The 26,174-nt window shown below is 41.3% G+C and carries 23 protein-coding genes; 9 read left to right on the forward strand and 14 right to left on the reverse strand.

Annotation, left to right across the window (positions count from 1 at the left end):
• The first annotated feature begins 175 nt into the window (after positions 1 to 175).
• From L6C30_RS02780 to L6C30_RS02790, 3 genes are all read left to right on the forward strand, one after another.
• Complete coding sequence (locus tag L6C30_RS02780; protein ID WP_236162389.1) at positions 176 to 1,486, forward strand: D-alanyl-D-alanine carboxypeptidase family protein; 1,311 nt, start codon at positions 176 to 178, stop codon at positions 1,484 to 1,486.
• Positions 1,487 to 1,769: 283 nt separating this feature from the next.
• Complete coding sequence (slyD, locus tag L6C30_RS02785; protein ID WP_096901865.1) at positions 1,770 to 2,252, forward strand: peptidylprolyl isomerase; 483 nt, start codon at positions 1,770 to 1,772, stop codon at positions 2,250 to 2,252.
• A 254-nt stretch (positions 2,253 to 2,506) separates the two neighbouring features.
• A complete protein-coding gene (locus L6C30_RS02790; RefSeq protein ID WP_236162388.1) occupies positions 2,507 to 3,949 on the forward strand; it encodes a deoxyribodipyrimidine photo-lyase in 1,443 nt (480 codons plus the stop codon).
• 85 nt (positions 3,950 to 4,034) lie between these two features.
• Here the strand turns inward: L6C30_RS02790 and yaaA are convergent, their stop codons facing one another.
• From yaaA to L6C30_RS02820, 6 genes are all read right to left on the reverse strand, one after another.
• Positions 4,035 to 4,814: a peroxide stress protein YaaA gene (gene yaaA / locus L6C30_RS02795; RefSeq protein ID WP_019836681.1), complete on the reverse strand. Its 780-nt coding sequence runs from the start codon at positions 4,812 to 4,814 to the stop codon at positions 4,035 to 4,037.
• A 427-nt stretch (positions 4,815 to 5,241) separates the two neighbouring features.
• The gene (locus L6C30_RS02800; RefSeq protein ID WP_004972981.1) at positions 5,242 to 5,607 is read right to left on the reverse strand and encodes a hypothetical protein; all 366 of its coding nucleotides are present in this window, start codon (positions 5,605 to 5,607) and stop codon (positions 5,242 to 5,244) included.
• Positions 5,608 to 5,742: 135 nt separating this feature from the next.
• On the reverse strand, positions 5,743 to 7,989 hold the full coding sequence (locus L6C30_RS02805; protein ID WP_236162387.1) for a bifunctional prephenate dehydrogenase/3-phosphoshikimate 1-carboxyvinyltransferase: 2,247 nt from the start codon (positions 7,987 to 7,989) through the stop codon (positions 5,743 to 5,745).
• A 3-nt stretch (positions 7,990 to 7,992) separates the two neighbouring features.
• Positions 7,993 to 9,084 carry a histidinol-phosphate transaminase gene (gene hisC, locus L6C30_RS02810; protein WP_236162386.1) on the reverse strand — a complete coding sequence of 364 codons (1,092 nt, stop codon included), beginning with the start codon at positions 9,082 to 9,084 and terminating at the stop codon, positions 7,993 to 7,995.
• Positions 9,085 to 9,157: 73 nt separating this feature from the next.
• Positions 9,158 to 10,267, reverse strand: a complete 1,110-nt coding sequence (pheA, locus tag L6C30_RS02815) for a prephenate dehydratase (RefSeq protein ID WP_019836678.1) — start codon at positions 10,265 to 10,267, stop codon at positions 9,158 to 9,160.
• Between the two features lie 344 nt (positions 10,268 to 10,611).
• Entirely contained in the window at positions 10,612 to 11,754 is a 1,143-nt protein-coding gene (locus tag L6C30_RS02820) for an acyl-CoA dehydrogenase family protein (RefSeq protein ID WP_236093663.1), read from the reverse strand.
• Between the two features lie 242 nt (positions 11,755 to 11,996).
• Here L6C30_RS02820 and L6C30_RS02825 point away from each other — a divergent pair, with 242 nt between their 5' ends.
• Positions 11,997 to 13,007 carry a glycosyl transferase family protein gene (locus L6C30_RS02825; protein ID WP_019836676.1) on the forward strand — a complete coding sequence of 337 codons (1,011 nt, stop codon included), beginning with the start codon at positions 11,997 to 11,999 and terminating at the stop codon, positions 13,005 to 13,007.
• Positions 13,008 to 13,091: 84 nt separating this feature from the next.
• Here L6C30_RS02825 and L6C30_RS02830 read toward each other — a convergent pair whose 3' ends face one another.
• Both L6C30_RS02830 and L6C30_RS02835 read right to left on the reverse strand, forming a co-directional pair.
• A complete protein-coding gene (locus L6C30_RS02830; RefSeq protein WP_236162385.1) occupies positions 13,092 to 13,361 on the reverse strand; it encodes a YeaC family protein in 270 nt (89 codons plus the stop codon).
• Complete coding sequence (locus tag L6C30_RS02835) at positions 13,361 to 14,278, reverse strand: NAD(+) kinase (RefSeq protein ID WP_236162403.1); 918 nt, start codon at positions 14,276 to 14,278, stop codon at positions 13,361 to 13,363. Before L6C30_RS02835 ends, L6C30_RS02830 begins: the two co-directional genes overlap by 1 nt.
• A gap of 284 nt (positions 14,279 to 14,562) precedes the next feature.
• On the opposite strand from L6C30_RS02835, the gene L6C30_RS02840 reads away from it, so the two are divergent.
• The 3 genes from L6C30_RS02840 (at position 14,563) to L6C30_RS02850 (ending at position 18,175) form a co-directional block, all read left to right on the forward strand.
• Entirely contained in the window at positions 14,563 to 15,093 is a 531-nt protein-coding gene (locus tag L6C30_RS02840; protein ID WP_019836673.1) for a hypothetical protein, read from the forward strand.
• A 97-nt stretch (positions 15,094 to 15,190) separates the two neighbouring features.
• Positions 15,191 to 17,584: a penicillin-binding protein 1B gene (gene mrcB, locus L6C30_RS02845; protein ID WP_070152313.1), complete on the forward strand. Its 2,394-nt coding sequence runs from the start codon at positions 15,191 to 15,193 to the stop codon at positions 17,582 to 17,584.
• Between the two features lie 81 nt (positions 17,585 to 17,665).
• Entirely contained in the window at positions 17,666 to 18,175 is a 510-nt protein-coding gene (locus L6C30_RS02850) for a tetratricopeptide repeat protein (protein WP_236162384.1), read from the forward strand.
• Positions 18,176 to 18,250: 75 nt separating this feature from the next.
• On the opposite strand, the gene L6C30_RS02855 is transcribed toward L6C30_RS02850, so the two are convergent.
• Positions 18,251 to 19,150, reverse strand: coding sequence for a thiamine phosphate synthase (locus tag L6C30_RS02855; RefSeq protein ID WP_236162383.1), 900 nt, complete (start codon positions 19,148 to 19,150; stop codon positions 18,251 to 18,253).
• Positions 19,151 to 19,288: 138 nt separating this feature from the next.
• Here L6C30_RS02855 and hemP point away from each other — a divergent pair, with 138 nt between their 5' ends.
• Positions 19,289 to 19,459, forward strand: a complete 171-nt coding sequence (gene hemP, locus L6C30_RS02860; RefSeq protein ID WP_004972965.1) for a hemin uptake protein HemP — start codon at positions 19,289 to 19,291, stop codon at positions 19,457 to 19,459.
• Between the two features lie 110 nt (positions 19,460 to 19,569).
• Here the strand turns inward: hemP and L6C30_RS02865 are convergent, their stop codons facing one another.
• The 4 genes from L6C30_RS02865 to L6C30_RS02880 all read right to left on the reverse strand — a co-directional run bounded on the left by L6C30_RS02865 (position 19,570) and on the right by L6C30_RS02880 (position 23,970).
• Entirely contained in the window at positions 19,570 to 20,919 is a 1,350-nt protein-coding gene (locus L6C30_RS02865) for a HAMP domain-containing sensor histidine kinase (protein WP_236162382.1), read from the reverse strand.
• 17 nt (positions 20,920 to 20,936) lie between these two features.
• Positions 20,937 to 21,599, reverse strand: a complete 663-nt coding sequence (locus L6C30_RS02870) for a response regulator transcription factor (RefSeq protein WP_236162381.1) — start codon at positions 21,597 to 21,599, stop codon at positions 20,937 to 20,939.
• A gap of 142 nt (positions 21,600 to 21,741) precedes the next feature.
• A complete protein-coding gene (locus L6C30_RS02875) occupies positions 21,742 to 22,098 on the reverse strand; it encodes a NirD/YgiW/YdeI family stress tolerance protein (RefSeq protein ID WP_234114767.1) in 357 nt (118 codons plus the stop codon).
• 114 nt (positions 22,099 to 22,212) lie between these two features.
• Complete coding sequence (locus L6C30_RS02880; RefSeq protein WP_234114766.1) at positions 22,213 to 23,970, reverse strand: GspE/PulE family protein; 1,758 nt, start codon at positions 23,968 to 23,970, stop codon at positions 22,213 to 22,215.
• A 248-nt stretch (positions 23,971 to 24,218) separates the two neighbouring features.
• Here L6C30_RS02880 and L6C30_RS02885 point away from each other — a divergent pair, with 248 nt between their 5' ends.
• Complete coding sequence (locus tag L6C30_RS02885; RefSeq protein WP_236162402.1) at positions 24,219 to 25,421, forward strand: DUF4010 domain-containing protein; 1,203 nt, start codon at positions 24,219 to 24,221, stop codon at positions 25,419 to 25,421.
• Here the strand turns inward: L6C30_RS02885 and tsaA are convergent.
• Positions 25,418 to 26,155 carry a tRNA (N6-threonylcarbamoyladenosine(37)-N6)-methyltransferase TrmO gene (gene tsaA / locus L6C30_RS02890; RefSeq protein WP_236162380.1) on the reverse strand — a complete coding sequence of 246 codons (738 nt, stop codon included), beginning with the start codon at positions 26,153 to 26,155 and terminating at the stop codon, positions 25,418 to 25,420. The genes L6C30_RS02885 and tsaA overlap by 4 nt on opposite strands.
• Positions 26,156 to 26,174: the final 19 nt, after the last annotated feature.

The raw sequence follows: 26,174 nt of genomic DNA on the forward strand, positions 1-26,174 counted from the left end.
ACTTGACCACAAGCTTAACATTTTTTTAGCAATTGATGCGTCAAGACGAGATTTGTCTGCATTTATGGCTAGCCAACTGCACAAAAAAGGCATAGCATGCGCTAGTCTATTGACATTGTTTTTGCTGCTTAAAACCATTGTGACACCAATGGATTGGTGTAAATAAGGAACCTCTTTGAAACGTGTTATCTATCTGATTGCGCTGCTCTGTTGGCTATCCAGCGCAATCACGCATGCCGCATTATTGAATATTCAAGCTGAAAGTGTAGAAGCCGAAGCATGGGCAATTTTAGACCCACAATCTGGGCAAGTGATTGCAGAGCACAATAGTCACGTACAACGTGCACCTGCTTCACTCACTAAAATGATGGTGGCTTATATTGTGCTCAAAGATATTCAGGCAGGTAAATTAGACCGACATGAAATCTTGACCGCAACACCTGTAGTACAGCAAGTGATGTGGGATGAATCACAAATGTATCTAAAAGCAGGTGAACAGATTTCGATAGATCAACTATTGGCAGGTTTAATTATTATGTCTGCTAACGATGCTGCACTCACTTTAGGTGAACGTGTTGCAGGTGGTGTGCCGCAGTTTATCGCCCGAATGAATCAGGAAGCGCAAGATTTGGGCATGCAAGATACACATTTTCAGAATCCGTCTGGTGTGACTATGCCTAATCATTACTCTTCTGCGGCAGATATGGCACGTTTGGCTCAAGCAATTGTGACTGAAACACCCGATTATTTGGCTTATTCAAAACAGACCAGTTTTACCTATAATCAGCACTTTCACCGTGCGACCAATATTTTATTAAAACAAGACCCAAGTGTAGATGGATTAAAAACAGGCTTCACCAAAGCTGCAGGCTACAACCTTGCCTTAACTGCTAACCGCCCAACATCGGACAGTGATGCACCTGAACGTCGTTTAGTGGTGGTGGTGATGGGAACTAAGAGTGCGCAAAAACGCGCTGAAGTGGCACATCAATTATTAAATTTAGCCTATAGCTATACCCGTAATGAAGTCGCGATTAAACCCAAACAAATGATTGCAGAATTGCCTGTAGTGAAATCGACCTTACGCATGTTCAAGATTGAAAGCAGTCAGCCAAAGTTTGTGACGACATCGCTTTATGAACAGCCACATGCAATTAACTTGTCGCAGTTCGATCAAAGCACTCAACGTCTACAACTTGTGAATGCACAAGGCGAATTAGAAACACTTGAACCTGCACAGCGTACACAAACGCATGTCAATATTGAATTGTCTGAAAAATTGCTGACTGCGCCATTAGCACAGGTCATGAAACTGGCAACCGTACACGTTTATCAAAATAACCAATTGATTAACAGTTTTGCGATTGAAGAACAGGTCAACATTGTTGAAGCCAATATTTTTGAAAGAATCATGATGTGGTTTGGCAGTTTATTTAATTTCTTTAGCCATCAAGCTGTAGAAGATGAACAAACTTCACTCGGTTAGAAGCCGATGATCCTCAAGAATTAAATATCACCAAGATGGGCAATGTCCCATCTTTTTTATTGTCATCTACACATCATGCAAAGAGCTTAAAATGAGCCTGCAGTAAAATCTGCAAATTTATAGGTATGACGCATAAATTTGCATTGAAATTATAAAATTTGCCCCGATTAACTAAAAAATGTCATAAAAAACTCGGAAAAGTGAAGAATTTGCAGAAATGTCTATAACAAATTCCACGTTTCACTTTATGATGTACCCTTAAAAAATTGAATGGATCAATAACATGACTGCTATTGCAAATGACCTCGTGGTTTCTTTCCACTACACATTGACTAACGCAGAGGGTGAAACTCTCGACAAATCTCAAGGTGAACCACTTGCCTATTTGCATGGTGCAGGTAATATCATCCCTGGTTTAGAAAAAGCGTTAGAAGGTAAAACAGTAGGTGAAAAATTTACTGTAAACGTACCTGCAGCTGAAGGTTATGGCGAATACAACCCAGACTTAGTACAAGAAGTTCCTGCACAAATGTTCCAAGGTGTAGACAACATCCAAGCGGGCATGCAGTTCCAAGCGCAAACTGATGATGGCGTTCAAATCGTAACTGTAAAAGCAGTTGAAGGCGACAACGTAATTGTTGATGCAAACTTCCCACTTGCTGGTCAAGATTTAACGTTTGAAGTTGAAATCATTGAAATCCGTGAAGCTTCTCAAGAAGAATTAGATCACGGTCACGTACACGGTGCGGGTGGTCATCACCACTAAGATCAGTACTGATCGAAGCAAAAGGCAAAGTATTTTTACTTTGCCTTTTTTGTTTGTCATCCTAAAATTTAGGATAAGCACATGACTGAAAGATCCTTTCAGGCAGACTATTGCGGAAAGATCATTACAGGAAAAATCAACACAGCACATTGTCGTTTTATTGGACAATTAAACCCTTCGCATTTAAGACAATTTTACTCAGTCATGCTTATAATGAAGTCACCTTTCTAGCGCTCACATCAAGCATTCTTCCCATGCAAAACTATAATTTAGTTTGGTTCCGACAAGATTTAAGAGTTTCAGATCACACCGCGCTTTGGCATGCTAGCCAAGCAGGAGCTTGTATTGGCATGGTGATTCTTTCGCCTCATCAATATCGTTTACATCACGATGCGCCGATTAAAACTGACTTTTACTTGCGTCAATTAAATGCACTAAAAGAAGAACTCGCACAACTCAATATCCCACTGATTGTTCAAATCACGCCATCTTGGGCTGACATTGCACACACACTGCTCCAACTATGCCAAACATTGAAAGACTCTCATCCTATTCAAAATATTTATGCCAATATTGAATTGGGAGTGAATGAGCTAAAACGTGATCTTGAAGTTCAACAAACCTTAAACCAACACGGTCAGGACTTGGTGTTGTACCATGACCGTACGCTTTTTCCTGTGGGTACGGTGCGCAATCAGAGCATGAAACCTTATCAGGTATTCAGTGCATTTAAAAAGTATGCCTATCAACAGTTGAGTGTCAGTATTCCGCGTTGCTTTCCTCTGCCACAAGCTCAAACGTCGATTCAACTTCCTGAACAATATCTCTCTACTGTACCAAGTTTAGAGCACTTAGGTTTCGACCCACTTCCAACGGCACAACAAAATTTATGGGCAGTCACGGAACAACATGCACAGCAATTGTTGGATGATTTTACGCGTGAACAAATGCAAGATTATCAGCAACAGCGTGATTTTCCAGCGTTGTCTGGTACCAGCCAATTATCTGCGTATTTAAACTGTGGCATTCTCTCCATTCGGCAATGTCTGGCTGCGGTTTTTGCGCATTCACAAGGGCATTTTCATCTCGAAAATGTAGGGCAACAAACTTGGTTAGATGAATTACTGTGGCGTGAGTTTTATCAACATATTTTGTTTGATTATCCTAAAGTTTCCAAGCACCGCCCTTTTAAAGATCAGACCGCGCAGGTGGCGTGGCGCAAGGATCCTGCAGGTTTAGCAGCATGGCAGCAAGGAAAAACAGGCATCCCCATTGTGGATGCAGGTATGCAGCAACTTTTGCAAACGGGTTGGATGCATAATCGAGTCCGAATGATTTGCGCGATGTTTCTGTGCAAAAACTTGTTGATTGACTGGCGCTTGGGCGAACAGTGGTTTATGCAACATTTAATTGATGGCGATTTGGCTGCCAATAACGGTGGCTGGCAATGGTGTGCCTCGACTGGTACAGATGCGGTGCCCTATTTTCGGATTTTCAACCCAGTGAGCCAATCGCAAAAATTTGACCCTAATGGTGATTATATTCGCACATGGCTACCTGAACTGGCACATTTAGATGCCAAAAACATTCATGAACCGTATGCGAAAAATCCAAATCTAAAACTGGATTATCCTCATCCAATTGTAGATTTAAAACTCAGCCGTGTACGTGCCATAGAAGCCTTTAAACAGCTTTAATTTAGATAGCACAAACATGAGATTTGTCAGCCCTCCCATCCGCCATTTGTTAGCATGATGGGAGATTCAACGATTAAAGCAACAGTTAGGCGGCTTGCTCGTCACGTTTAAAGACCAACTCACCTTTTAAAGAACTGTCGGCATCGAAATAATACCCTTCACTATTGAAGGCTTTTAAATCTTCTGCACGTTCCAACTTATTTTCGATGATAAAACGCGCCATCAAACCACGGGCTTTTTTGGCATAAAAACTGATGACTTTATATTTGCCATTTTTCTGATCTAAAAAAACAGGTTTAATAATTTCAGCCTGAATTTTTGCTTCCTGCACCGACTTATAATATTCATCGGAAGCTAGATTCACCAATAATGCTGACTGATTGTGTTTTAAATCTTGGTTAATTAAATTGGTGATGATATCGCCCCAAAAACGATATAAATTTTCGCCGCGTGCATTTTGCAATTTAGTGCCCATTTCCAAACGATACGGCATCATTAAATCCAATGGACGCAATAAGCCATATAAGCCAGAAAGCATGCGCAAGTGTTGTTGAGCAAACTCAATCTCTGCAGCAGATAAACTATAAGCATCTAAGCCTGTGTACACATCACCTTTAAAGGCAAACATGGCCTGACGTGCATTGGCAAGATCAAACTCTGCTTGCCAGTCACGAAAACGCTCGACATTCAAAGTGGCAATTTTTTCACTGACACTCATTAAACTGGCAATTTCTGTTGCAGAAAGTTTACGTGCTACATCAATTAACTCTTGTGAATGTTCAAGTAATCTAGGTTGAGTATATTCATCGCTTGGTAATGCAGTTTCATAATCTAAAGTCTTGGCTGGAGAAATTAAAGCGAGCATAAACCACCTAAATAAAAAATACTGCGCTCACTATAGCAGCAGCTTTCAACAAACTCCAATGCGTGTTTTTGTTTACCCTTATAGGAAAACACGTTCAGTACGTGTTTCCTTACGATGATCTCATAAGATCAATCCAACGTAGATACTGAGCTACTTTTATTTCAGCGCATGCTTTTAAAAACATTGGTTCTCTCTAATCATTTGAGCTTATTTTTTACAGTACTTACAACTTTTCTCTAGGCAATAAAAAACCCACTTAACTCTCCCAAATTAAGCGGGTTAAATAAAAATTATTTTGTTGTATTGTTCTTGCTGCTTAATATACGGTTGCGATGTGTCATTTAGATGACACATCAATAAAAAAACGAATAATTTTGATTTAAAAATCAAGTATAAATTTTAAACATCCAACACATATCGTCCTAGTTTAACCTTTCCACTCAAATTCACTAAAAGATTGGTCTTCTTTCAGAGTATTTTCTACCGCTTGCGCCAATTGATTTAATAAACTTTGCTCGGTAATCCGTTCTAGCCAGTCTTGTTCCTCATTAGGGTATGAAGTAATTTCACAAACAAGATGTCCATCTTCACCACGGCTTTGACAGTTTACCGCCAAAGGCAGCGCATGTTGATCTACACTTACAGCGACTTGTGCACCACTCTGCGGCAACGTTTGAAAGCCATAGTGAGATAAGTTTTGTGAAAGTAAATTCGCCACATAATTCTGTGCCAGAGTGCAATCTTGTAACTCTTGTTTATTTTCACAATTCGCCATAAATTTTAATTTGCGCATGCTCGAACCCAAAGGCTTTTTTCTTGTATGGGTTTAGCATAAGCAATAAAACGCAAACAGCCAAGCAAAAGCTTGGCTGTTTCAGCATAAAGTCTAGGCTTTGCGATTTGTCATCGCAGCCCCTATCGTTTTGGCTTATTCCGTTACTTGAATATTCAGACCTGCCACACCTGCAAGCTCAGTAAAGGTTGGGAAACTTGTCGCTACTGTTTCTGTACCTACAATTTTAATTTCACCAGAAGTACGCAAGCCTGCCATAGAAAAACTCATGGCAATACGGTGGTCATGATGTGATTCAATTTCACCGCCAGTAAATACTGGTGACCAGTCGCCTGCTTTACCTTTACCCTGAATGATGATGCCATCGTCAGTGGGTGTGCAGTCAATACCCATGGTTTTTAAACCATCTGCCATCACTTGAATACGGTCTGATTCTTTCACGCGTAATTCTGCAGCACCTGTGAGTACAGTTTGACCTTCAGCACAAGCTGCAGCTATGAACAATGCAGGAAATTCATCAATCGCCAATGGCACTTGATCTTCAGGAACATGAATCCCTTTTAAAGTACGTGAACCACGAATACGAATATCTGCAATTGGTTCACCGCCTGCAATACGTTCATTTTCAACGCTCAGGTCTGCACCCATTTGTTTCAGAATTTCAATCACCCCTGTACGAGTTGGGTTAATGCCCACCGCTTCTAAGGTTACATCTGAATTTTCTGTAATGGCTGCACCCACCATAAAGAACGCCGCAGATGAAATATCAGAAGGTACTTGAATATCTGTACCCACCAATTTACCGCCACCTTGCAATGAAATACGGTTGCCTTCAGTTTTCACTTCATAACCAAATGCACGTAACATACGTTCGGTATGGTCACGCGTTGGTTCAGGCTCAGTCACTGAGGTTTCACCTTCTGCCCAAAGTCCTGCCAATAAAATACCCGATTTCACTTGTGCAGATGCCATTGGCAAATCATAGTGAATGCCTTTTAACGCTTGCGCACCTGTAATAGATACCGGCGGTGTGCCACGTTCACCCGTTGTTTGAATTTGTGCCCCCATTTCACGCAATGGTTTAGCAATACGCTCCATTGGACGCTTGGTCAGTGACGCATCACCTGTCATAACAGAATCAAACTGCTGTGCAGACAACATGCCTGCCAACAAACGCATAGATGTACCTGAGTTACCCATATAAATTGGGCCTGCAGGTGCTTTTAAACCTTGCATGCCTACGCCATGAATGGTGACTTCACCATTTTTAGGGCCTTCAATGCTCACCCCCATATCACGGAATGCTTGCAAAGTCGCCAATGCATCCTCACCTTCAAGGAAACCTGTCACATGCGTAGTGCCTTCAGCAATTGCACCAAACATAATGGAACGATGTGACACAGATTTGTCCCCTGGTACGGTAAATTTACCTTGGAAAGTCTTAGCACCCGGCAAAATCGTAAATTGTTGTGTCACGTGATTGTTCTCCATAAAAGGTTTCTTGGCGAGCATATGATTAAAATGCTGTCGTGCCGCTTGTGCATGTCCAAGCAAGCCCATTAAAGCATGCGAGTCTTCTTGTTCAATCAGTTGGCGAATAATCGCGAGTTGACTTTCAAAACCATCCACCGCTTTTAACAATGCAGTTTTATTGGCAAAGAAAATGTCATGCCACATTTGTGGATCGCTTGCTGCAATACGCGAGAAGTCTCGAAAGCCCCCCGCAGCGTAGCGGAAAATGTCTAAATTATCTTCACGATTTGCCAATTGTTCGACCAAATTAAAGGCCATTAAATGTGGAAGATGACTGGTATATGCCAATACCTCATCATGTTTTTCCACATCCATGCAAATTACTTCGGCTTTGGCGCTTTCCCACATTTGAATCAGTTTATTGACTGCCCACGGCGCACTGCTTGGCAATGGTGTCAAAATGACTTTGTGATTGGCAAATAAATCGACCTTGCCTGCATGCACGCCCGTATGTTCTGCCCCAGCAATCGGATGCCCGGGTACAAAACCTGCAGGTAAATGTTCACCAAATACCGCTTTGGCTGCAGCCACGACATTAGCTTTGGTACTGCCTACATCGGTCAGAATTACATTGTCTGCCAAATGTGGTTGAATTAATCGCAAGACTTTTTCTGTGGCTTGCACAGGTAGCGCCAATACCACTAAATCTGCGCCTTGTACCGCATCAATAGGATTGTTAAAGCCTTGTTCAATTAATCCTAATTCCAAAGCATCTTGCAGCGTTTTTTCAGAACGGGTCGATGCCACAATACGCCGACTTAAATTTTCTGCCAGCATTACACGTGCCAAACTCGAGCCAATGAGCCCGAGTCCGATAAATGCAACTTTTTCAAACAATGGTTGCGCCATGTTTTATGCCTTTGCTTCCTTGCCCAATACTTTGGCTAACGCACAGAGAAACTTCGCATTTTCTGCTTCTGTACCAATTGAAACACGTAAATGGGTTGTAATACCCACAGGACGTACAATCACACCTTCTTTCAATAAAGCATTAAAGGTTTGACCCGGATCGGCTTCCACATCTACCAAAATAAAGTTAGCACGTGAAGGCACATAATTCAGACCTAATGCTTTAAAGCCTGCTTCCAATTGTGCCATGCCTGCTTTGTTAGCAATACGTGATTTTTCGATAAAATCTTCATCTTTTAATGCCGCAACCGCAGCCACCATTGCCAAGTGATTGACGTTAAAGGGTTGACGAATACGGTTTAAATAACCAGTCACTTCAGCTGAAGCCAAAGCAAAACCAACGCGCAATGCCGCCAAACCATAACACTTAGATAAAGTACGGCTCACGATTAAGTTTGGATATTGCTCAAGAAATTTAAGGCTATTGAAGTTTTCTGGAAAATATTCCACATAAGCTTCATCTAATACCACAATCACCCGTGCAGGAACTTTTTGCATAAAGGCTTCAAATTCAGCCTCTTCAAACCATGTACCTGTTGGGTTATTTGGGTTAGCAATAAAAATTAACTTGGTGTTGTCTTGAATTGCTGCCGCCATAGCATCCAAGTCATGTGAAAAACCTTTGGCGGGTACTTCGATGGCTTGTGCATTAATGGCTTGTGTTAGCAAAGCATATACTGCAAAAGCATGCTGGCTATACAACACCGAATCTTGGTCTGAAACGAAAGTACGCGCAAACATTTCTAGCAAATCGTTTGAACCATTGCCCAAAGTAATTCGATCATGCGCGAAGCCAAATTGTTTGTGAATTTGGTCTTTTAGAATAAAACCACCACCATCTGGATAACGACCAATTTCAGCAATTGCTGCTGTAACGGCTTCTTTGACTTTGTCTGAACAGCCCAATGGGTTTTCATTTGAAGCAAGTTTGACGATATCTGTAATGCCCAACTCACGCTCAAGTTCACTGATTGGTTTACCTGGTTGATAAGGCTTTAACTTCGAGATGCCTTCATTGGCTGGGACAATCGACATTTTACACTTCCAGTTGAATAGGTGGTGAATGTGGTGCGCATGACAAACATGCGAACCACTGAATTAAATACGGTTATAACACGGCAGCAGGATAAGAGCCCAAGACACGAACTTCTTTCACTAATGGACGGATTTCTTCAATCGCTGCACGGACATTGTCTTGCTCGACATGCCCTTCAAGATCAATGAAAAATACATAGGCCCATTTTTCTGGCAAGGCAGGACGCGTTTCAATACTGGTCAAGCTAATATTATGCTTCGCAAATGGTGCAAGAATTTCGAGCAGCGCCCCTGCACGGTCATGTGCAGATACCAACAATGAAGTTTTGTCGTTGCCACTTGGTGGAACCTTCTCACGACCAATCACCAAGAAACGTGTAGTGTTTTCTGGGTTATCTTCAATATTGCTATGTAAAATTTCGAGTTCGTAAATATTGGCCGCTATTTCAGAGGCAATTGCAGCAGAATGCCATTCATTACGAATACGGCGTGCTGCTTCTGCATTGGAGCTGAGTGCTACACGTTCCACCCCAGGATAATGCACATCTAACCATTTACGGCATTGTGCCAAAGTTTGCTGATGCGCATAAATTTGTTTAATGCTGTCTTTACGGGTGTTTTCAGACACAAGAAATTGGTGATGAATACGCAACTCCACTTCACCAATCACATTTAATGACGATGATTTAAAACAATCTAAAGTATGGTTCACCACACCTTCAGACGAGTTTTCGACAGGCACTAAACCATAGTGAGCGCTGCCTGCTTCCACTTCACGAAATACTTCATCAATAGTAGGCAAAGGACGTACAATCGCATCATGACCAAAATGTTTAAGCACTGCAGAATGTGTATAAGTACCAATTGGCCCTAAAAAAGCAATACTTTGTGGCGCTTCAAGTGCCAAACATGCCGACATAATTTCACGAAATAAACGCGCCATGGTTACATCGGACAACGGTCCTTCGTTGCGTTCCATAACATTACGTAAAACTTGCGCTTCACGTTCAGGACGGTAAAACAACGGGCTCTCTTCTGCTGCAAATTTTGCTTTCGCCACCGCTTCAGCAAGTTGTGCTCGACGGTTAATCAGCTGCTGAATCTGTTGATCTACAGAGTCAATATCTTCGCGGATTTTAGCGAGATCAAGAGAAGTCGTTGTGTTCTGATCGTCTTGGATCATTGTTATGTCGCCCTTCAAAAACATTTTACAAATAGTATAACAATAGTTAGCTTTCAAATGTTGCGCAATACAACTTTCAGTGTTTCAGATGCAAAAACATACAGTTGAGCAAAACATTCTCAATCTATACATTTAAGTTTTAACTTTGCACAACGTACCGCTTAAAACTGTGCAACTCTACATTTCTTTTTTATCTCTCATTCTAAGCGGTGTAATTTTTTTAAGTGTAATTCTCAATCAGCGCATTATTTTTAACTCTGATGAAATCATAAAAAAGAGCCAGCACGGGGCTGACTCTGATGATGATCGTTGATCTTTATTCAATTAGACTTTGAAGCATTGTTTTAACGCCCCAATAAACCACGCGCGACAATTTCTTTCATAATTTCATTTGTTCCGCCGTAAATCCGCTGGATTCGCGCATCAACAAAGAAACGAGAAATTGGATATTCCGTCATATAACCATAACCGCCAAACAGTTGTAGCAATTGATCGGCAACTTTCATTTGCATATCGGTTGCAAAGCTTTTTAGAGCGGCTGCAGTTTCGACGTCCAGTTTGCCCTGCATATACAATTCGACGTTTTGATTATAAAAAGCAGCAGTTGCCAATTCATCAATTTTCGCCTGTGCCAATACAAAACGGGTATTCTGGAACTGACCAATCGCTTGTCCGAACGCCTGACGCTCTTGCACATATTGCGTGGTCACATCAATTGAACCACGAATAGCACCCAATGCCGTGGCAGCAATTGCAGTACGTTCACGCGGCAATTCTTGCATTAAGTAGGCAAAACCATGCCCTGCCTGTCCTAACAATTGATTTTTCGGTACTTTGACATTGTCAAAGAATAGCTCTGAGGTATCTTGTGAATGCAAACCAATTTTTTCCAAATTGGTGCCTTTTTTAAAGCCTTCTAAATGAGTATCGACCAACATGAGCGACACACCTTTGGCACGTGCTTGCGGATCTGTTTTTACTGCCAAAACCACTAAATCTGCATGCTGACCATTGGAAATAAAGGTTTTAGAGCCATTCAGTACATAATGATCATCTTGCAAAATTGCATTGGTCCGCATAGCTTGCAAGTCTGAACCCGCGCCTGGCTCGGTCATGCCAATTGCACCGACCACTTCACCCGACACCATTTTAGGCAGCCAGTATTGTTTTTGTTCTTCTGTACCAATATGCAAAATGTACGGTGCAGCGATTTCAGAGTGACAGGAAATACCTGTAGAAAGTGCGCTATAACCCGCACGTGCAGACTCTTCGACCAACATTAAAGAATAGTGCGTTGGAACACCATAACCGCCATATTCTTCAGGCACATCAATACATAAAAAACCATTTTCACCTAACAGATTCCATACACTGCGCGGCATGATGCCCTCACGTTCCCACGTAGCATAATGCGGTGCAATATGCTCCTGCATAAAACGTCTAAAGTTATCTCTAAATAATTCTAAATCAGCATCATAAGCCAGCATATCCAATCCTTTATTTTTCAATTGTTGGTTTCAACAGTATCCATGCTATGCATTTTTATTCAGGCTGTCATGTGTTATCCCTACAGATTGTCTTACTTTACAGTCAAACTTTAGTCGTCGTTTTAGATGTGCAAACCAAACTTGTGGCAGCTTGTATAAACTGAAGCTCTGAATAATGCTGCAAACTGTTGCAGAAGTTTATACACTAGTTAAATTAAAATTGATGTCGTGTGAACTCGCTTATGCCAAATACAAACCCCAATAAAAGAAATATTTATAAAGATGCAGAACATCCATTCGCACAATTTATCCGTATTATTGGCAAAGGCAAAACAGGCGCACGTTCACTGACCTATGATGAAGCCTATCAAGCTTTTTCTATGATTTTGCGCAATGAAGTGTTGGATGTGCAATTGGGTGCTTTTTTAATGCTACTACGTGTGAAGGAAGAATCTGTAGAGGAATTAGCAGGTTTTGTGCAAGCCACCCGTGATCAACTGCAATTTAAACCGCTTCAGGTAGATTTAGACTGGTCATCTTATGCAGGTAAACGCAGACATTACCCGTGGTTTTTATTGGCAGCGCTGACTTTAGCAAAACATGGTTATAAAGTGGTGATGCATGGTGCTTCTGGTCATACGATCAACCGTTTATATACCGAACAAGCGCTGCAATATTTAGATTATCCCATTTGCCAAAATGACCTAGAGGTTGAGCAGCAATTAGCACAGTGTAATTTTGCTTATTTACCATTGGATGTTATTTCACCGATTTTGAGTGAGCTGATTAATTTACGCAATGTGATGGGTTTACGCTCACCCATTCATACCCTTGCTCGTTTAATCAATCCTTTTAATGCCAAAGCCACTATGCAGGCGATTTTTCACCCTGCCTATCGCAGTTCGCATCAACAAGCCGCATTTCAGTTAGGCTATCAAAACAGTGCGGTGATTAAAGGTGAAGGTGGAGAATTCGAGCGCAATCCCGATGCCAAAACCTTAATTTGTGGCATCAAAAATGGCGCTTTATATGAACATGAACTACCTAAACTGACCGATAACCGTAGCCCTGTCGAAGAAGAACTGGATTTGACCGTGTTTAAAGCTGTGTGGTCAGGTCAGCACACGCATGAATATGGTGAAGTTGCCATTACCGAAACTATGGGCATTGCTTTATATACCATGGGCGTATCTGATGATTATGCAGCAGCGATGCAAAATGCTCAGCAGCTTTGGCAAAATCGTCACAACTAAAAACTTATTGAAGATACAAAAAAGACACCTATCTCAGGTGTCTTTTTTTATCTTTCATTATTTCTAAAAGCACTGTTGCATCATTTAAACAAAGCGAATTGGTTTAAATTCATCATGCTTGTGATGATCGTCATCACATTGCTCGCCTTCTTCTTTAGTGCCACGGTCAATATAGCCACTGCGCTCGGTTTCAGGCAGGTTTTTCATTTCCCATGCATATACCGCTTGCATGCAAATTTCACGTTGCTCCTTGGTCAAAGCAACGCCATTTGGCCATTTACCAATTTCAACTGCCGTTTTTAAACGTCCAACAATTTCAGGATCGAGTACGGCAAGCATTTGTTCAATATTCATCATTCATCCTGCTGTTGCATTGATTCAAAATCTTGGTTCCATCCTAACTTGGTACGACATGCCATATAAAAGTCATAACCAGGTGGATGTAATAAATTCAATTTATAAGGATGTTTGCGGATATGCAAACTATCTCCAACATTTAATGAAACACTATGTTGACCATCGGCACTGACCATTGGCAACACACGGTTTTCACGAATCTGGATTTTAATTTCACTGTGTCCGCCCACCACAATTGGACGCGAAGACAAGGTATGTGGATGCATAGGCACCAATGCAATTGCATCCATGCTCGGATGCACAATTGGGCCACCACCCGACAAGGCATAAGCTGTGGAACCTGTTGGGGTCGAAACGATTAAACCATCACTGTGCTGACGATAGACATATTGCCCATCAATATTGAGTTCAAAGTCAATCATGTGTACAGACTTACCTGAATGCAGCACCACATCATTTAAAGCAATCGCTTCATAAATGATTTCGCCTTTAGAGCGCACTTCCATTTCCAGTAAAAAACGACGGTCTGACTGGAAGTGACCTTGTAACACTTGATCTAATTTAAAAATAACTTCAGTCGGTTTAATATCGGTCAAGAAACCTAAACGACCACGGTTCACACCAATCACAGGGGTATTGTATTTGACCAGTGCCCGTGCTGCATGTAGTAATGAACCATCACCACCCACCACAATCACTAAATCAACCACTTCCCCCAATAAAGCACGGCTAACGGTTTGTGTGTTGGCATAAGGCACAAGTTCAGCAGTTTCAGAATCAAAAACGGGATGCAAGCCCAAGCCTAAAATATGATCATGGATCAGACATAAAGTTTCTACGACAGAATATTTGTCTGGACGACCAATCAGTCCAATGTTCCGAAAGTTCTTATGTGAGAGTTGCACCTGCGATATCGCTCCGCTACGATTCGATGCCTATAATAGCACTAACCCGATTGATTTAAAAAAACTTTAGTTGCTCGAAATTCTGATTGTTTAGAGTGTGATTTCTTAAAACAATCATTTTATTTTCATACTTTTCTATACACAAAGTTTTCATAAAATAAAACAGCCTCAAAACGAGAAAAATCAAAGATATTTAAAGTTTCTAACAAGCTAATACAACAAAAAATCTGTATGCTATCCCATCCTAAAAACATCTTTTTTGCTTAAACTTAAAGAATAGATCGGTCATTTTTATGAATCTTAATAAATATTTAGCCATTTACGGAGCAGGAATATTTTTTGTTGGACTTATGTTTTTGGCTAAACATGGTTACTTAAATTTCTATGAAGAAAAAGCACAAGAACTTAACATCAATAAGCCCATAAACTTTATCCAGCCCATTGAAAACAAAGTTAATCATTCAGAAAGCTCCATGACTAATATGTCAGGTAATAATCTTATAGAACAACTCAAAGCCGATATAGAAGATACAAAGCAATCATTCCCTTTACAAAATGAGGATAAATCAACTTTTATAGATGTCGTTCTTATGGATCAAGATGTTGCATACACGATCATCACACCCTTAACTAAATCTGATTTTACAGCAGAATACATTCACTTGATTACCGAAACTAATTGTAATGATGAATACTTACAGCCTTATTTAAAAGCAGGTTTTAGTTTTACTTATAAGTTTTTCGACCTAAATATGAATCGCATTTTGAACTTAAGCACCACCCTTAACCACTGTGAAGGCTTACAACAAGGTAATACTATCTAATCAAACTTAATTTTCTCTTCAGTCACAGATTAATTATTGCAAATTCAGTAAAAGCTTCGCATGATTAGCAAAATTTATCAGGATCTTATCGCGATTTATGAAGTCTGAGCGTGGCATAGGCATAATTGCATTACTGTTTTGCATTATCGTTATTGGTGGGTTTATTGCTTTTAGTATCTACTTGATTCGTCTAGATAATATTGTCAGAGACAAATTCGAGGGACAACGATGGGATATTCCAGCCAAGGTATTTGCACGCCCATTAGAAGTGTATAGCAATGCACCTGTGAGTCAGACTGACTTTACGCAAGAACTAAAACTGCTGGGTTATAAAAATACGGATAATTACGCCAAAACAGGCAGTTATGTCACAGATGGCAATACCTTATTTGTGCATACCCGTGGTTTTGACTTTGGCGATAGTGTCGAACCTGAACAGGTTTTAAAAGTCAGTTTTGCTAACAATCAAATTAGTGAAGTAAGTGCCACCAAACCTTCTAATACGGGTATCGCACGCTTAGAACCCATGTTAATTGGCGGGATTTATCCGCAGCACAATGAAGATCGAGTACTGATTAAACTGAATAAAGTACCTAAACCATTGATTGAAGCCCTCATCGCTACCGAAGATCGCAATTTCTATCAACACTACGGCGTTTCAATTCGTGGTACTGCACGTGCAATTGTCAGCAACGTCACTGGTGGCAAACGTCAGGGCGGTTCCACTCTTACCCAGCAATTGGTAAAAAACTTTTATTTAAGTCCAGAACGCACTTTAAAGCGTAAAGCCAATGAAGCGCTCATGGCGATGCTGATTGAGCTACATTACAACAAAGATGAAATTTTAGAAGCTTATTTAAATGAAGTAAATTTAGGACAAAACGGTAACTACTCTATTAACGGTTATGGTTTGGCTTCACAGTTTTATTTTGGTATGCCATTGCGTGAACTCAACATTGCACAGCAAGCTTTTTTAGTGGGTTTGGTACAAGGCCCATCATTATATAATCCTTGGCGCAATCCAGAAGCTGCCAAGAAACGCCGTGATATTGTGCTAAACAATATGTTGGTGATGGGGTATTTAAACCAAGAACAATATGAAAAAGAAACTGCACGCCCTTTAAATGTCATTACAAAACCTTCCCTCGGACCTGCCCGCTTCCCCGACTTTTTGGATATAGTCCGCCGTCAATTGCGTACTGAATATCAAGAAGGAGATTTGACCAATCAGGGTTTGCGTATCTTCACCACGCTTGATCCTATTGCGCAAACCAACGTACAAAATGCTTTTAAAGCATCAGTTGAGCGTTTAAGCAAAGCCAATCCAAAACGCTTAAAAGACTTACAGGGTGCGGTGCTAATTTCTCATCCTGAAAATGGCGAGTTAGTAGCAGCGGTGGGTTCTACGCAAGATTTTACTGGCTTTAACCGTGCCTTGGATGCCAAGCGTCAAGTTGGCTCGCTGCTCAAACCGATTATTTATTTAAGTGCAATTGAGTCTGGTCGTTATAACTGGGCAAGCCCTGTAGAAGATAGTCAGATCAGCATCCCGATTGATGGTAAATCATGGACACCCCGTAATTACAGTGGCAGCGATCACGGGATTGTGCCTATGTCACAAGCCTTATCTCAGTCTTATAACTTATCTGCAGTTCGTTTAGGACAGGAATTTGGACTATCGACCTTCCGTAATCACCTCATTAAATTTGGTGTCCCGAGTGATGCAATTCCGCACTATCCGTCTATTTTCTTGGGTGCAGTAGATTTATCGCCTATGCAGGTGATGGATATTTATGGCAACTTTGCCACTGGTGGTTTTAAATATCCGACCAAAGCGATTCGTACGGTGGTCGATGCCAATGGACGTTTACTTGACCGTTATGGTTTAACTGTACAACAAACCATTGATCCTTCTGCCGCCTATATTTTGAATTATGGTTTACAGCAAGTCATGAGTTCTGGTACAGGTCGTGCGGCATATAATAGCCTATCGAAAGATTTGAAATTGGCGGGCAAATCTGGTACCACCAATGATACCCGTGATTCATGGTTTGCAGGCTATTCAGGCAATTATTTAACCGTTGTATGGCTCGGTTTGGATGATAACAAAGTCACAGGCTTAACAGGCTCGTCTGGTGCTTTGCCCGTGTGGAGCAATGTAATGCAGCAATTGCGCCAAAAACCTGTCAACTTACGTCAGACTGAACAAATTCAATGGCATTGGATTGACCGCAATACGGGACATTTATCTGCGCAAGGCTGTGAAGGCGCGATGTACATTCCTATAAATCGTAATAATGTACCGCGTCAGGCAACCGCATGTGGTTTTTCACACTATCAAGTTGAACCCGTTTACCAACCCGATACCGAAACTCAGCAAGCAGCTCCTGAGACCAGTGATAGTATCGAGAATTATATCCGTGAAACAGAACCTGTAACGGATGACAATACCGATGGTCGTGTCATCTCAAGCGGCAGTTATATCAATTAAACTTGAGGATATCGGTCAGTTAGGCTTATGAAATTATCTCTTTTAAGGCAAGTTTTTTTCACCACGTTTGTAGTAGGGACGATGGCAACGATTGTAGCTTGCCAGAGTTTACCTGAAACGCCCGCACCTCAGCCTGCGCCTGAGAAACCTCACACTGTGACTACACCAGAAGGTGTGGTTATTCGTCCTTATGAACGTGAAGAAATTAAGCGTCAATCTCTGCAAGTGGTGGTGCCACAACAGAAGGTACAACAAAAACTAGAAGATGGCCGCAATTTACCTGCTTTTCAAAAGTTGATGCAGCAAACCCAGACCGCGTATAAAAAAGGCCAATTCAATCAGGCCGAAACTGCGGCTCTGCAAGCGCAGCGACTTGCCCCGCAAGCGGCTGAGACCTATTTATATTTGGCTTTAATTGCCAACCAAAAGAAACAACCTGCCAATGCCGAAGCTTTGGCACGCCGTGGTTTGACTTATGCGCAAAGCCCTGCCATGAAACGTCAATTATGGTTAGTGATTAAAAAAGCAGCAAAGCAACAAAATAATGCTAAAAGCCTTGCGCAGGCTCAACAGGCTTTGAAAGATTTGTAATGACAATAATGTGATAAAATAAAAATCGCTGAGTGTGAGCACATCAGCGATTTTTTTTGTGTAAACTAGAAAAAACTAAATAAAACGCACACCTGCAATGCCATAGGCATGATGCTGTTCTGCCACAGAGAGATCATCCCGAGTTAAGCCACCTAAAGCAAACACAGGAATATCGACAAATTCCGCAATCTGCTGGAATTTTTCCCATCCTAAAGGTGTGGCATCATCATGCGTGGTGGTTGCCAAAACAGGACTGAGTAAAATTGCTTCACAACCAATTTGCTGTGCATGTTGTGCCGAAACAATATCATGACACGCTGCAATATATCGCTGCCCGACTTTTAAATCGCCCTTTTGTAATTGCATCAGTTGCGATTGTTTCAAATGAATTGCTGCAATGGCATGATGCTGAATCGTATTTAATTGCTTCCACAATTCCAAATTGACAATCACTTGCCCCAGTTGCTCAATGCCATACTCCGACAATTCGACCTTGCATTCAGGGTTTGGCTCAACCCGCCAATACAGTAGCTTTTGCTTAGGCAAATTTGTCAATTGTTTTAAATCATCACTGACTTTAATTGTCTGTTGCCACGCTAGTCGTTGCACAATTGCACGATTGGCGTTCGGAAAATTCAGCTCTAAAAGTTGCGGGCGGCTAAACCACATCCAAGGCACTTGAATATCTTTTAATAACGCCGCGGGTACAGCGGCCTGAAAAATATGCAGATTGACAATCACATCATCATATTCATGGCAAATAATATCAAAGGCATGCCAGTGCTGAATGCCAATACCCACTTCTTCGAACACTTCACGGCGGCAGGCATCTACAGGGGTTTCACCTGCTTCTACTTTTCCACCTGGAAATTCGCGCTTAGTGCCCTGATGTTGTTTGGCTTCGCGCCACCCCACTAACACTTTGTTTTGATGAAATAACAACGCAATTGCCACATGAATATTTGGCTTAGACATGAACCCGATTCCTTTTTTTGCAATGTACGTTTTACTGCAAATTGTAGACTTTTATAAATTCAACAATAATCCGTTGACAGGATTATATGATAATGATTATCATTTAAAACAATTCTTACACACCACGGAGTAACAAAAATGAATGCCCCATTTAACCTATTTTCACGTCATTCAGACACTCAGCATGCCCTACCTATGTTACATTCAAATAACTTGTTTGCGCTAGGACGCGAAATTCGTATTTTGCATGCAGGTGAAGAATATCGTTTACGCTTAACCCGTAACAATCGTCTTATTCTCACAAAATAATTAAAACAATCAACACAATAACAAACGTGGAAACAGCAGTATGAATCAGCGCATACTGCTTTTTAAGTTTGGACTTGTTTATTTTTTAATAGCTCCCAAACTAAGCATAGTTACAGTTGTGCTTTAGGCAACAAAATGCGCACTTTTAATCCACCTTGTTCAGCACGTGAAAATTCAATTTTTCCTGCATGTAACTCTATAATTTTCTTACAAATCGACAGTCCTAAGCCAGAACCTTGAGTTTTGCTGCCCAAAGCACGGTAAAAGCGTTCGCCCAAATGTGCCAACACTTCATCAGTCACCGCTTGACCATTATCAGCGATGCAAATTTCATGCATCAATTCATGCGGTTTTGCTTCAATCCAAATACGTACTTGAGGTGCTGCATAACGCACTGCATTGTCAATTAAGTTACGCAGGCAGCTAAATAGCAATTCAGGATTGCCTTGCACTTGTATCGGTTGAATATCTGACTGAATCTTAATGGCTTTTTCCTGAACAAATGGTGTCAGGCTTTGTAAAACTTCCTGTACCAAGTCTGCTATAGACACCGCACTTTTATTTAACGATGCAGCATCGGTCGGGTCTAAACGTGCCAATAACAGCAAGTTTTCCAATACCTGTGTACCACGGCTGACATCACGCTGAATTTGCTCTAAATCTTGTGCCAACTCAGGTTGTTGGTGGTATTTACGTTTTAACACCTGTAAACGCAATTGAATGGCAGATAAAGGAGAGCGTAATTCATGCGAGGCATCTGCAGTAAATCGCTGTTCTGCAATTAAAGATTGCTCTACCCGCCCCAACAATTTATTCAATTGCTGCAGCATCGGTTGCAGTTCTTTCAATTCAGGTTGCGTGGGGATAATTGGCGTCAAATCATGTTGATTTTTTTCTGCAATTTGTTGGGAGAGTTGCTGAATCCGATTAAATTGACGACCAATCATAAAATGCACAATGGCCCATTGCAGTAACCACAACAGCAATAAAATAGCGGCATAACCTAAACTGGTTGCAGCAGTTTCCTTGAAGCGATATTTAAGCGGCTGCGCGACAATCACATGCAAGCCATCTTCCTCTGCCACATAGCTGCGCCAAATTTGCCCGTCTTGCCAGTGAAATGAAAAACCATGCTCAGATGCCACAGCAAGCTGAGGCAAGTGAAGCTGAGAAATGTCATGTTCATCTTCAGAGGTAGTCAGAATCAGATCATCTAAACCCAATTGATAAGCAATATGAAATTGCTCACTCAACTCATCGACCTGATTGCCTGCATGGTCACGCAAGTCTGCTCGCAGCAACATATCGGCTATTTCATCCATAATGTCGTCATGCACACGCATGGTCTGATAACTGGCAACCGCCAATAATAAAATCAGCGCGAACCCACCCGCCAAGACCGAGCTTAAAACGGAGCTTTTAACCAGTTTGGACTGTAAAGAAATAACCTGTTTAGACATGCGGAGATCAATCTGAATTAGTTATTTTGCTGCATACGATAGCCTAAACCTCGTATGGTTTTAATGCGGCTACTGCCAATTTTTTTGCGTAATTGATAAATAAATACTTCAATCGCATTACTTTCAATTTCATCGCCCCATGCATATAAAGCCTCTTCGAGCTGTTCACGAGTCACCACATGCTGCGGGTTTTGCATCAGTTTATGTAAAATCTGGAATTCCTTAGCCGTTAAATTGACCTGTTGATCATCCACTTTCACTTGTTTGCTTTGTGTGTCTAAAACCAAGTTGGCAAATTCAAGCTTCTGTGTCGGATGACTTTGCGCATTGCGTAATTGACTGCGTACCCTCGCCGATAGTTCTTCAAGACTGAACGGTTTGATCAAATAATCATTGGCGCCTAAATCAAGTCCCTGTACCCGATCTTGAATACTATCGCGTGCAGTAATAAAAATAACAGGTGTATCCTGTTGCTGCTGTCGTAAAGCGTGCAGAATTTCATCACCACTATTTTTAGGCAAACCTCGGTCTAACAACACACAATCATAATGATGCTGCTGAATGGCTAAAATGGCATGATCGCCACGCTCAACCCAATCAACATTATAGCCATCCATTTCCAGCCAAGTTTTTATGCTTTCTGCTTGCGATACATCGTCTTCAGCCAAGAGTATGCGCATATCATTCTCTGTTATTTATGCTTCAAAATTTTATGATTTGAAAATACTTTACATGATAAAACCACATACACCTTACAGCGTATGTGGCTTTTGGGTGAAATCAGATTTGTGTAAAAATAATGCTGTTTTACACAGCGTAGATTTAGAAACGAACTTGATCCACATCTATTTCAATACGTTTTGCAGGTTTATGATCAATATCCACTTCACCGATTAAGGTAACAGGCGTTTTGGCAGAAATTGCTTTGCCATTCCATAAATCATCATCAATATCGACTGTAATGGTGCCTGTGTTATCACGGAACTGATATTTTTCATCACCAATAGATTTCACCACATAACCTTTTAACTGCACTTTACTGTCATCTTTCAGGCTTAATGCTTGTTTTACCGTTACATTTTGATGTAGTGCTTGGGTGTTAATGCTGTCGTTTGCCATAGTGATTGAAGCCGTTGCCATTAAACCTGCCATCAACACTGCTTTCATTGTAAATTTCATTGCTTCACCTTTTTGTGTTGCTCATTTCGTTATGGTAATTAAAACAAAGTAAGATGAGCTGAATCTTAAGATTTCCATTTTTTTTAAAATTCATTTTTAAAAAGTTTGAATCTGCTAATTTAATGGCACTACGCGCAACACTTCTTCTAAAGTGGTCACGCCTTCCAAAACTTTGCGTGCGCCTGCAATACGCAACGGTTCAATGCCCTCTTTTTTAGCTTGCTGACGTAATTCATTTAAATTGGGATTGGCGCTGATGAGCTGTTTGGTGTTTAAACTTAAAGGCATAAATTCATAAATTCCGACCCGACCTTTATAACCTGTTTGACGACATTCATCGCATCCAACAGGTTTAAACACTTGTGCTGGCATTTCCATAATGTAGTCAAAGGTTAAATGTTCCCAATCTTTTTCATTTATTGAGCCTTCCTGCTTACAATGTGGACACAGCTTACGCACCAAACGCTGTGCCAAAACACCTAAAATTGTGGCAGCAGTCAAAAATGGCTGCACCCCTAAATCATGCAAGCGAGTCAAACTTGAAGGCGCATCATTGGTATGCAATGTCGATAAAACCAAATGTCCCGTCAGTGCCGCTTGTATCGCCATATTTGCGGTATCCTGATCTCGAATTTCCCCGACCATAATAATGTCAGGGTCTTGACGCATTAAGGCACGCACACCATCGGCAAAACCTAAATCAATTGCAGTATTGACCTGCATTTGGTTAAAACTCGGTTCTAACATTTCAATCGGATCTTCAATAGTGCAAACATTGACTTCGTCGGTGGCCAATTGCTTTAGGGATGAATACAGCGTGGTAGTTTTACCCGAACCTGTAGGGCCTGTAACCAAAATAATGCCGTGACTATGTGCGGTCAGTGCATGCCATTCATTCAACAAACGACTATCAAAACCCAATTGTTGAAAACTGCGTACCAATACTTCGGGGTCAAAAATACGCATCACCAGTTTTTCACCAAATGCCGTTGGCAAGGTCGATAAACGCAGTTCGGTTTCTTGCCCTTTTGGAGTGCGGGTTTTTAAACGTCCATCTTGCGGTTTACGTTTTTCGGCTACATTCATACGCCCTAAAATTTTAATCCGTGAGATGACTGCGGTAAGTGTATTCGCTGGCATGTTATAGATCGTATGCAACACGCCATCAATACGAAAACGTACTTTGCCTGTGTCTTTGCGTGGTTCGAGGTGGATATCACTTGCGCCTTGTTCAAAGGCAAATTGCAGCACCCAATCCACCAACTTCACAATATGTTGATCATTGGCATCTGGGTTTTGGGTATCGCCCAATTGCAATAAAGCCTCGACCCCTTTATTTTCGCGATCATGTGCAGAAGATTTTTGCGATGAATGTACAGCACGACTCACTTGGTAATATTCAATCAAATAGCGCTGTAATTGATCTGGGCTGAGTAAAACCCGCTGAATTTTTTTGGGCAATAAACTATGTTCTAAGTTAGCAACCCATTCTTTTTTATAAGGTTGATCTGTCGCAATTAATACCGCATCTGCAGTCACTTCTACCGCTAAAATACGGTTACGCAGCGCAAATTCCTGCGACATCACAGCAGTTAAAGCGGCAACATCGGCTTTTAATGGATCAATAATATAAAATGGCAAGCCTGATTTATCAGCCAGCCATTGGCATAAACGGTTTAAAGTTAAAGTGGTTTGGGGATGGCTTTGATCGACCAAATTAAAGTTGGCAATCCATTGTAGTGGATGCCATTTTAATTGATCACGTTGACGATGCGTGGTTTGGACCAAAGCCTGATCACGTTCAGTAATTTTGCCATCTTTGACTAATTGTTCTAAGCACCAAGTACTGTCTATTTCAAAATTAAAATTCATTGTTATATGCCCCAAAATCTGTGTTTACTATAGCAGAGTTTGCTTTCAAGGCTGAATGACTTCTTTCACACGGCAATCTTGTATAGTTCGATTAAGCCATAATTTTAGAGCAAAAATAGATTCATAAATGGCGATCAACTCATTTCAAATATATGATGTTTAAAATAACACCTTGTATTTGGAATGTTGCTGTGGATTTTCTAACTCCTCCATCTTTGGTTACAACCAATTTTCCCGAACTGCTCACCATGTTTGCAGCAGCACTCGGTTGTGGCTTACTCATTGGGTTAGAACGCGAACGCAGTAAAAAAAATGGACAACATCACCATTTTGCAGGCGTGCGTACCTTTGGTATTTGCGCATTACTCGGTGCAATTTGCTTCTTATTGGGCATGAGCATTGCCATTGTGGGTGCACTTATTGTTGGCGGAATAGGCTTATATTCCCTTAAAAACCAAACCGAAGATGACCCAGGTGCAACCACCGAACTTGCCTTCGTCATGACCTATTTTATAGGTGGATTGTGTTTATGGAACATTCCACTTGCTGCGGGTTTATCTGTCATTTTGACAGGTTTACTGATGACCAAACACACTATGCACGGCATTGTCAGTCAATGGATTACCGAAGCAGAACTACGTGATGGCTTGTTCTTATTAGCCTTAGTGCTGATTGCTTTACCACTGACGCCAAATACCCCCTTGTGGGGCAATGTGCTTAATCCTTATTTGATTTTAAAATTATTGATTTTAATTTTAAGTGTGCAAGCGTTGGCACATATCGCCAAACGCTTACTTTCAAGCAGCAATGCCCTCATGTTATCTGCGATTGCTTCAGGTTTTGTATCAAGCACCGCGACCATCGCTAGTTTAGGCATGGAAGTGCGAGCGGGTCGTGGTGAAGCACGTGTCAATGCAGGTGCAGCACTAATGTCTTGCGTGGCGACTTTAGCGCAAATGTTGATTATTGTGGCAGGTGTCAATCTGGCGTGGTTTAAATTATTAATTATTCCAAGTTTGGTCGGAATCACGATTTTGGTTGTCGCGGGTGTGTGGTTGCTTAAACAGCATAAAAGTACGGCAGTGGCAAAGCCAGAAACCGATACCCGTATGTTTAGCCTTAAAGAAGCAGCAATTATTGTGGCAACCTTAACAGCAATTCAAGCCATGGTTTACGGCTTGGATCAAACCCTCGGGGATACAGGTTTAATTATTGGTACTCTGCTCGCCTCTTTATTTGAGGTTCACGCTGCAATTGCAACCGTGGTGATGCAAGGTCCACCAAGTCAGCAAGTACTTTTGTATGCCTTAATTTTAGGTGTGGTGGCACATGCAATTGCCAAATGCGTCAATGCCGCACTCATTGGTGGCCTGCGCTTTGCGCTGTATTTCGCCCCTACCCAAATTTTGCACATGCTGGCGTTGGTGGCGATTTTATATATGCAGGTTTAATCGACAGTGATTAAAACAATTTTTAGGATGTGTACCGAGTCCTGATCGACACGGAAAGTGACATCAAAGTCTGCAAAATTCATGGTGTAAATTCGTTCAGCATCATCCTGATATGCAGGTCTTGGATCTAAAGACAAGACCTGTTCCAATTCCTGCGCAATTTGTGGTTGCAATACGCCAGCGCTGAGTAACTGATTTTTTTGCGCTTCGGCTGTGTCCATCCATAGCACTGTTTTTCTTATGGGTTCGTCTTGCGCATAGCCACTTTGTGCATCAGGCACGGCATCTGAATATTGAATATAAGGCTTAATATCCAAAATAGGCGTGCCATGCAGTAAATCTGCCCCGGTTACATAAACTCGCAATGACTTACCCACTTTTTTGACCTGTTTAAATTGCACTACAGACAAACCAATCGGTGCAGGACGATACATGCTGCGCGTCGCAAATACACCTAATTTTTGATTGCCACCCAAACGTGGCGGACGTACTTGCGCACGAAAACTAGGGCTTTGCTGTTTCTGTAATGTTTGATGCGTATCGGTTTGGTTTTTATTGTCGTGAAATTGCCATATTAACCATAAATGACTAAACGCTTCGATCCCTTCGAATGCCAACACATCGTTATATGGTGCTTGCATTTCAATATACGATTCGACCTGTACCAGATTGGGTTGACGAGGAATACCAAATTTTTCTCGGTAGGGAGAGTGCATAAATCCGATTATTGGCATTTTTAGATCAGTCTTCATC

Origin of the sequence: Acinetobacter sp. KAM396, from assembly GCF_021602765.1 — a bacterium.
Lineage (GTDB): Bacteria > Pseudomonadota > Gammaproteobacteria > Pseudomonadales > Moraxellaceae > Acinetobacter > Acinetobacter towneri_A.

Excerpts from the sequence above, each read along its gene's own strand:
- tsaA (WP_236162380.1), bottom strand. The coding sequence starts at position 26,155 with ATGCCAATAATCGGATTTATGCACTCTCCCTACCGAGAAAAATTTGGT.
- L6C30_RS02830 (WP_236162385.1), bottom strand. The coding sequence starts at position 13,361 with ATGAATATTGAACAAATGCTTGCCGTACTCGATCCTGAAATTGTTGGA.
- hisC (WP_236162386.1), bottom strand. The coding sequence starts at position 9,084 with ATGTCGATTGTCCCAGCCAATGAAGGCATCTCGAAGTTAAAGCCTTAT.
- yaaA (WP_019836681.1), bottom strand. The coding sequence starts at position 4,814 with ATGCTCGCTTTAATTTCTCCAGCCAAGACTTTAGATTATGAAACTGCA.
- L6C30_RS02800 (WP_004972981.1), bottom strand. The coding sequence starts at position 5,607 with ATGCGCAAATTAAAATTTATGGCGAATTGTGAAAATAAACAAGAGTTA.
- L6C30_RS02850 (WP_236162384.1), top strand. The coding sequence starts at position 17,666 with ATGGCAACGATTGTAGCTTGCCAGAGTTTACCTGAAACGCCCGCACCT.
- L6C30_RS02870 (WP_236162381.1), bottom strand. The coding sequence starts at position 21,599 with ATGCGCATACTCTTGGCTGAAGACGATGTATCGCAAGCAGAAAGCATA.
- L6C30_RS02875 (WP_234114767.1), bottom strand. The coding sequence starts at position 22,098 with ATGAAATTTACAATGAAAGCAGTGTTGATGGCAGGTTTAATGGCAACG.
- L6C30_RS02820 (WP_236093663.1), bottom strand. The coding sequence starts at position 11,754 with ATGCTGGCTTATGATGCTGATTTAGAATTATTTAGAGATAACTTTAGA.
- mrcB (WP_070152313.1), top strand. The coding sequence starts at position 15,191 with ATGAAGTCTGAGCGTGGCATAGGCATAATTGCATTACTGTTTTGCATT.
- L6C30_RS02805 (WP_236162387.1), bottom strand. The coding sequence starts at position 7,989 with ATGGCGCAACCATTGTTTGAAAAAGTTGCATTTATCGGACTCGGGCTC.
- slyD (WP_096901865.1), top strand. The coding sequence starts at position 1,770 with ATGACTGCTATTGCAAATGACCTCGTGGTTTCTTTCCACTACACATTG.
- L6C30_RS02865 (WP_236162382.1), bottom strand. The coding sequence starts at position 20,919 with ATGTCTAAACAGGTTATTTCTTTACAGTCCAAACTGGTTAAAAGCTCC.
- L6C30_RS02880 (WP_234114766.1), bottom strand. The coding sequence starts at position 23,970 with ATGAATTTTAATTTTGAAATAGACAGTACTTGGTGCTTAGAACAATTA.
- L6C30_RS02855 (WP_236162383.1), bottom strand. The coding sequence starts at position 19,150 with ATGTCTAAGCCAAATATTCATGTGGCAATTGCGTTGTTATTTCATCAA.
- L6C30_RS02825 (WP_019836676.1), top strand. The coding sequence starts at position 11,997 with ATGCCAAATACAAACCCCAATAAAAGAAATATTTATAAAGATGCAGAA.
- L6C30_RS02885 (WP_236162402.1), top strand. The coding sequence starts at position 24,219 with ATGTTTGCAGCAGCACTCGGTTGTGGCTTACTCATTGGGTTAGAACGC.
- L6C30_RS02790 (WP_236162388.1), top strand. The coding sequence starts at position 2,507 with ATGCAAAACTATAATTTAGTTTGGTTCCGACAAGATTTAAGAGTTTCA.
- hemP (WP_004972965.1), top strand. The coding sequence starts at position 19,289 with ATGAATGCCCCATTTAACCTATTTTCACGTCATTCAGACACTCAGCAT.
- L6C30_RS02840 (WP_019836673.1), top strand. The coding sequence starts at position 14,563 with ATGAATCTTAATAAATATTTAGCCATTTACGGAGCAGGAATATTTTTT.
- pheA (WP_019836678.1), bottom strand. The coding sequence starts at position 10,267 with ATGATCCAAGACGATCAGAACACAACGACTTCTCTTGATCTCGCTAAA.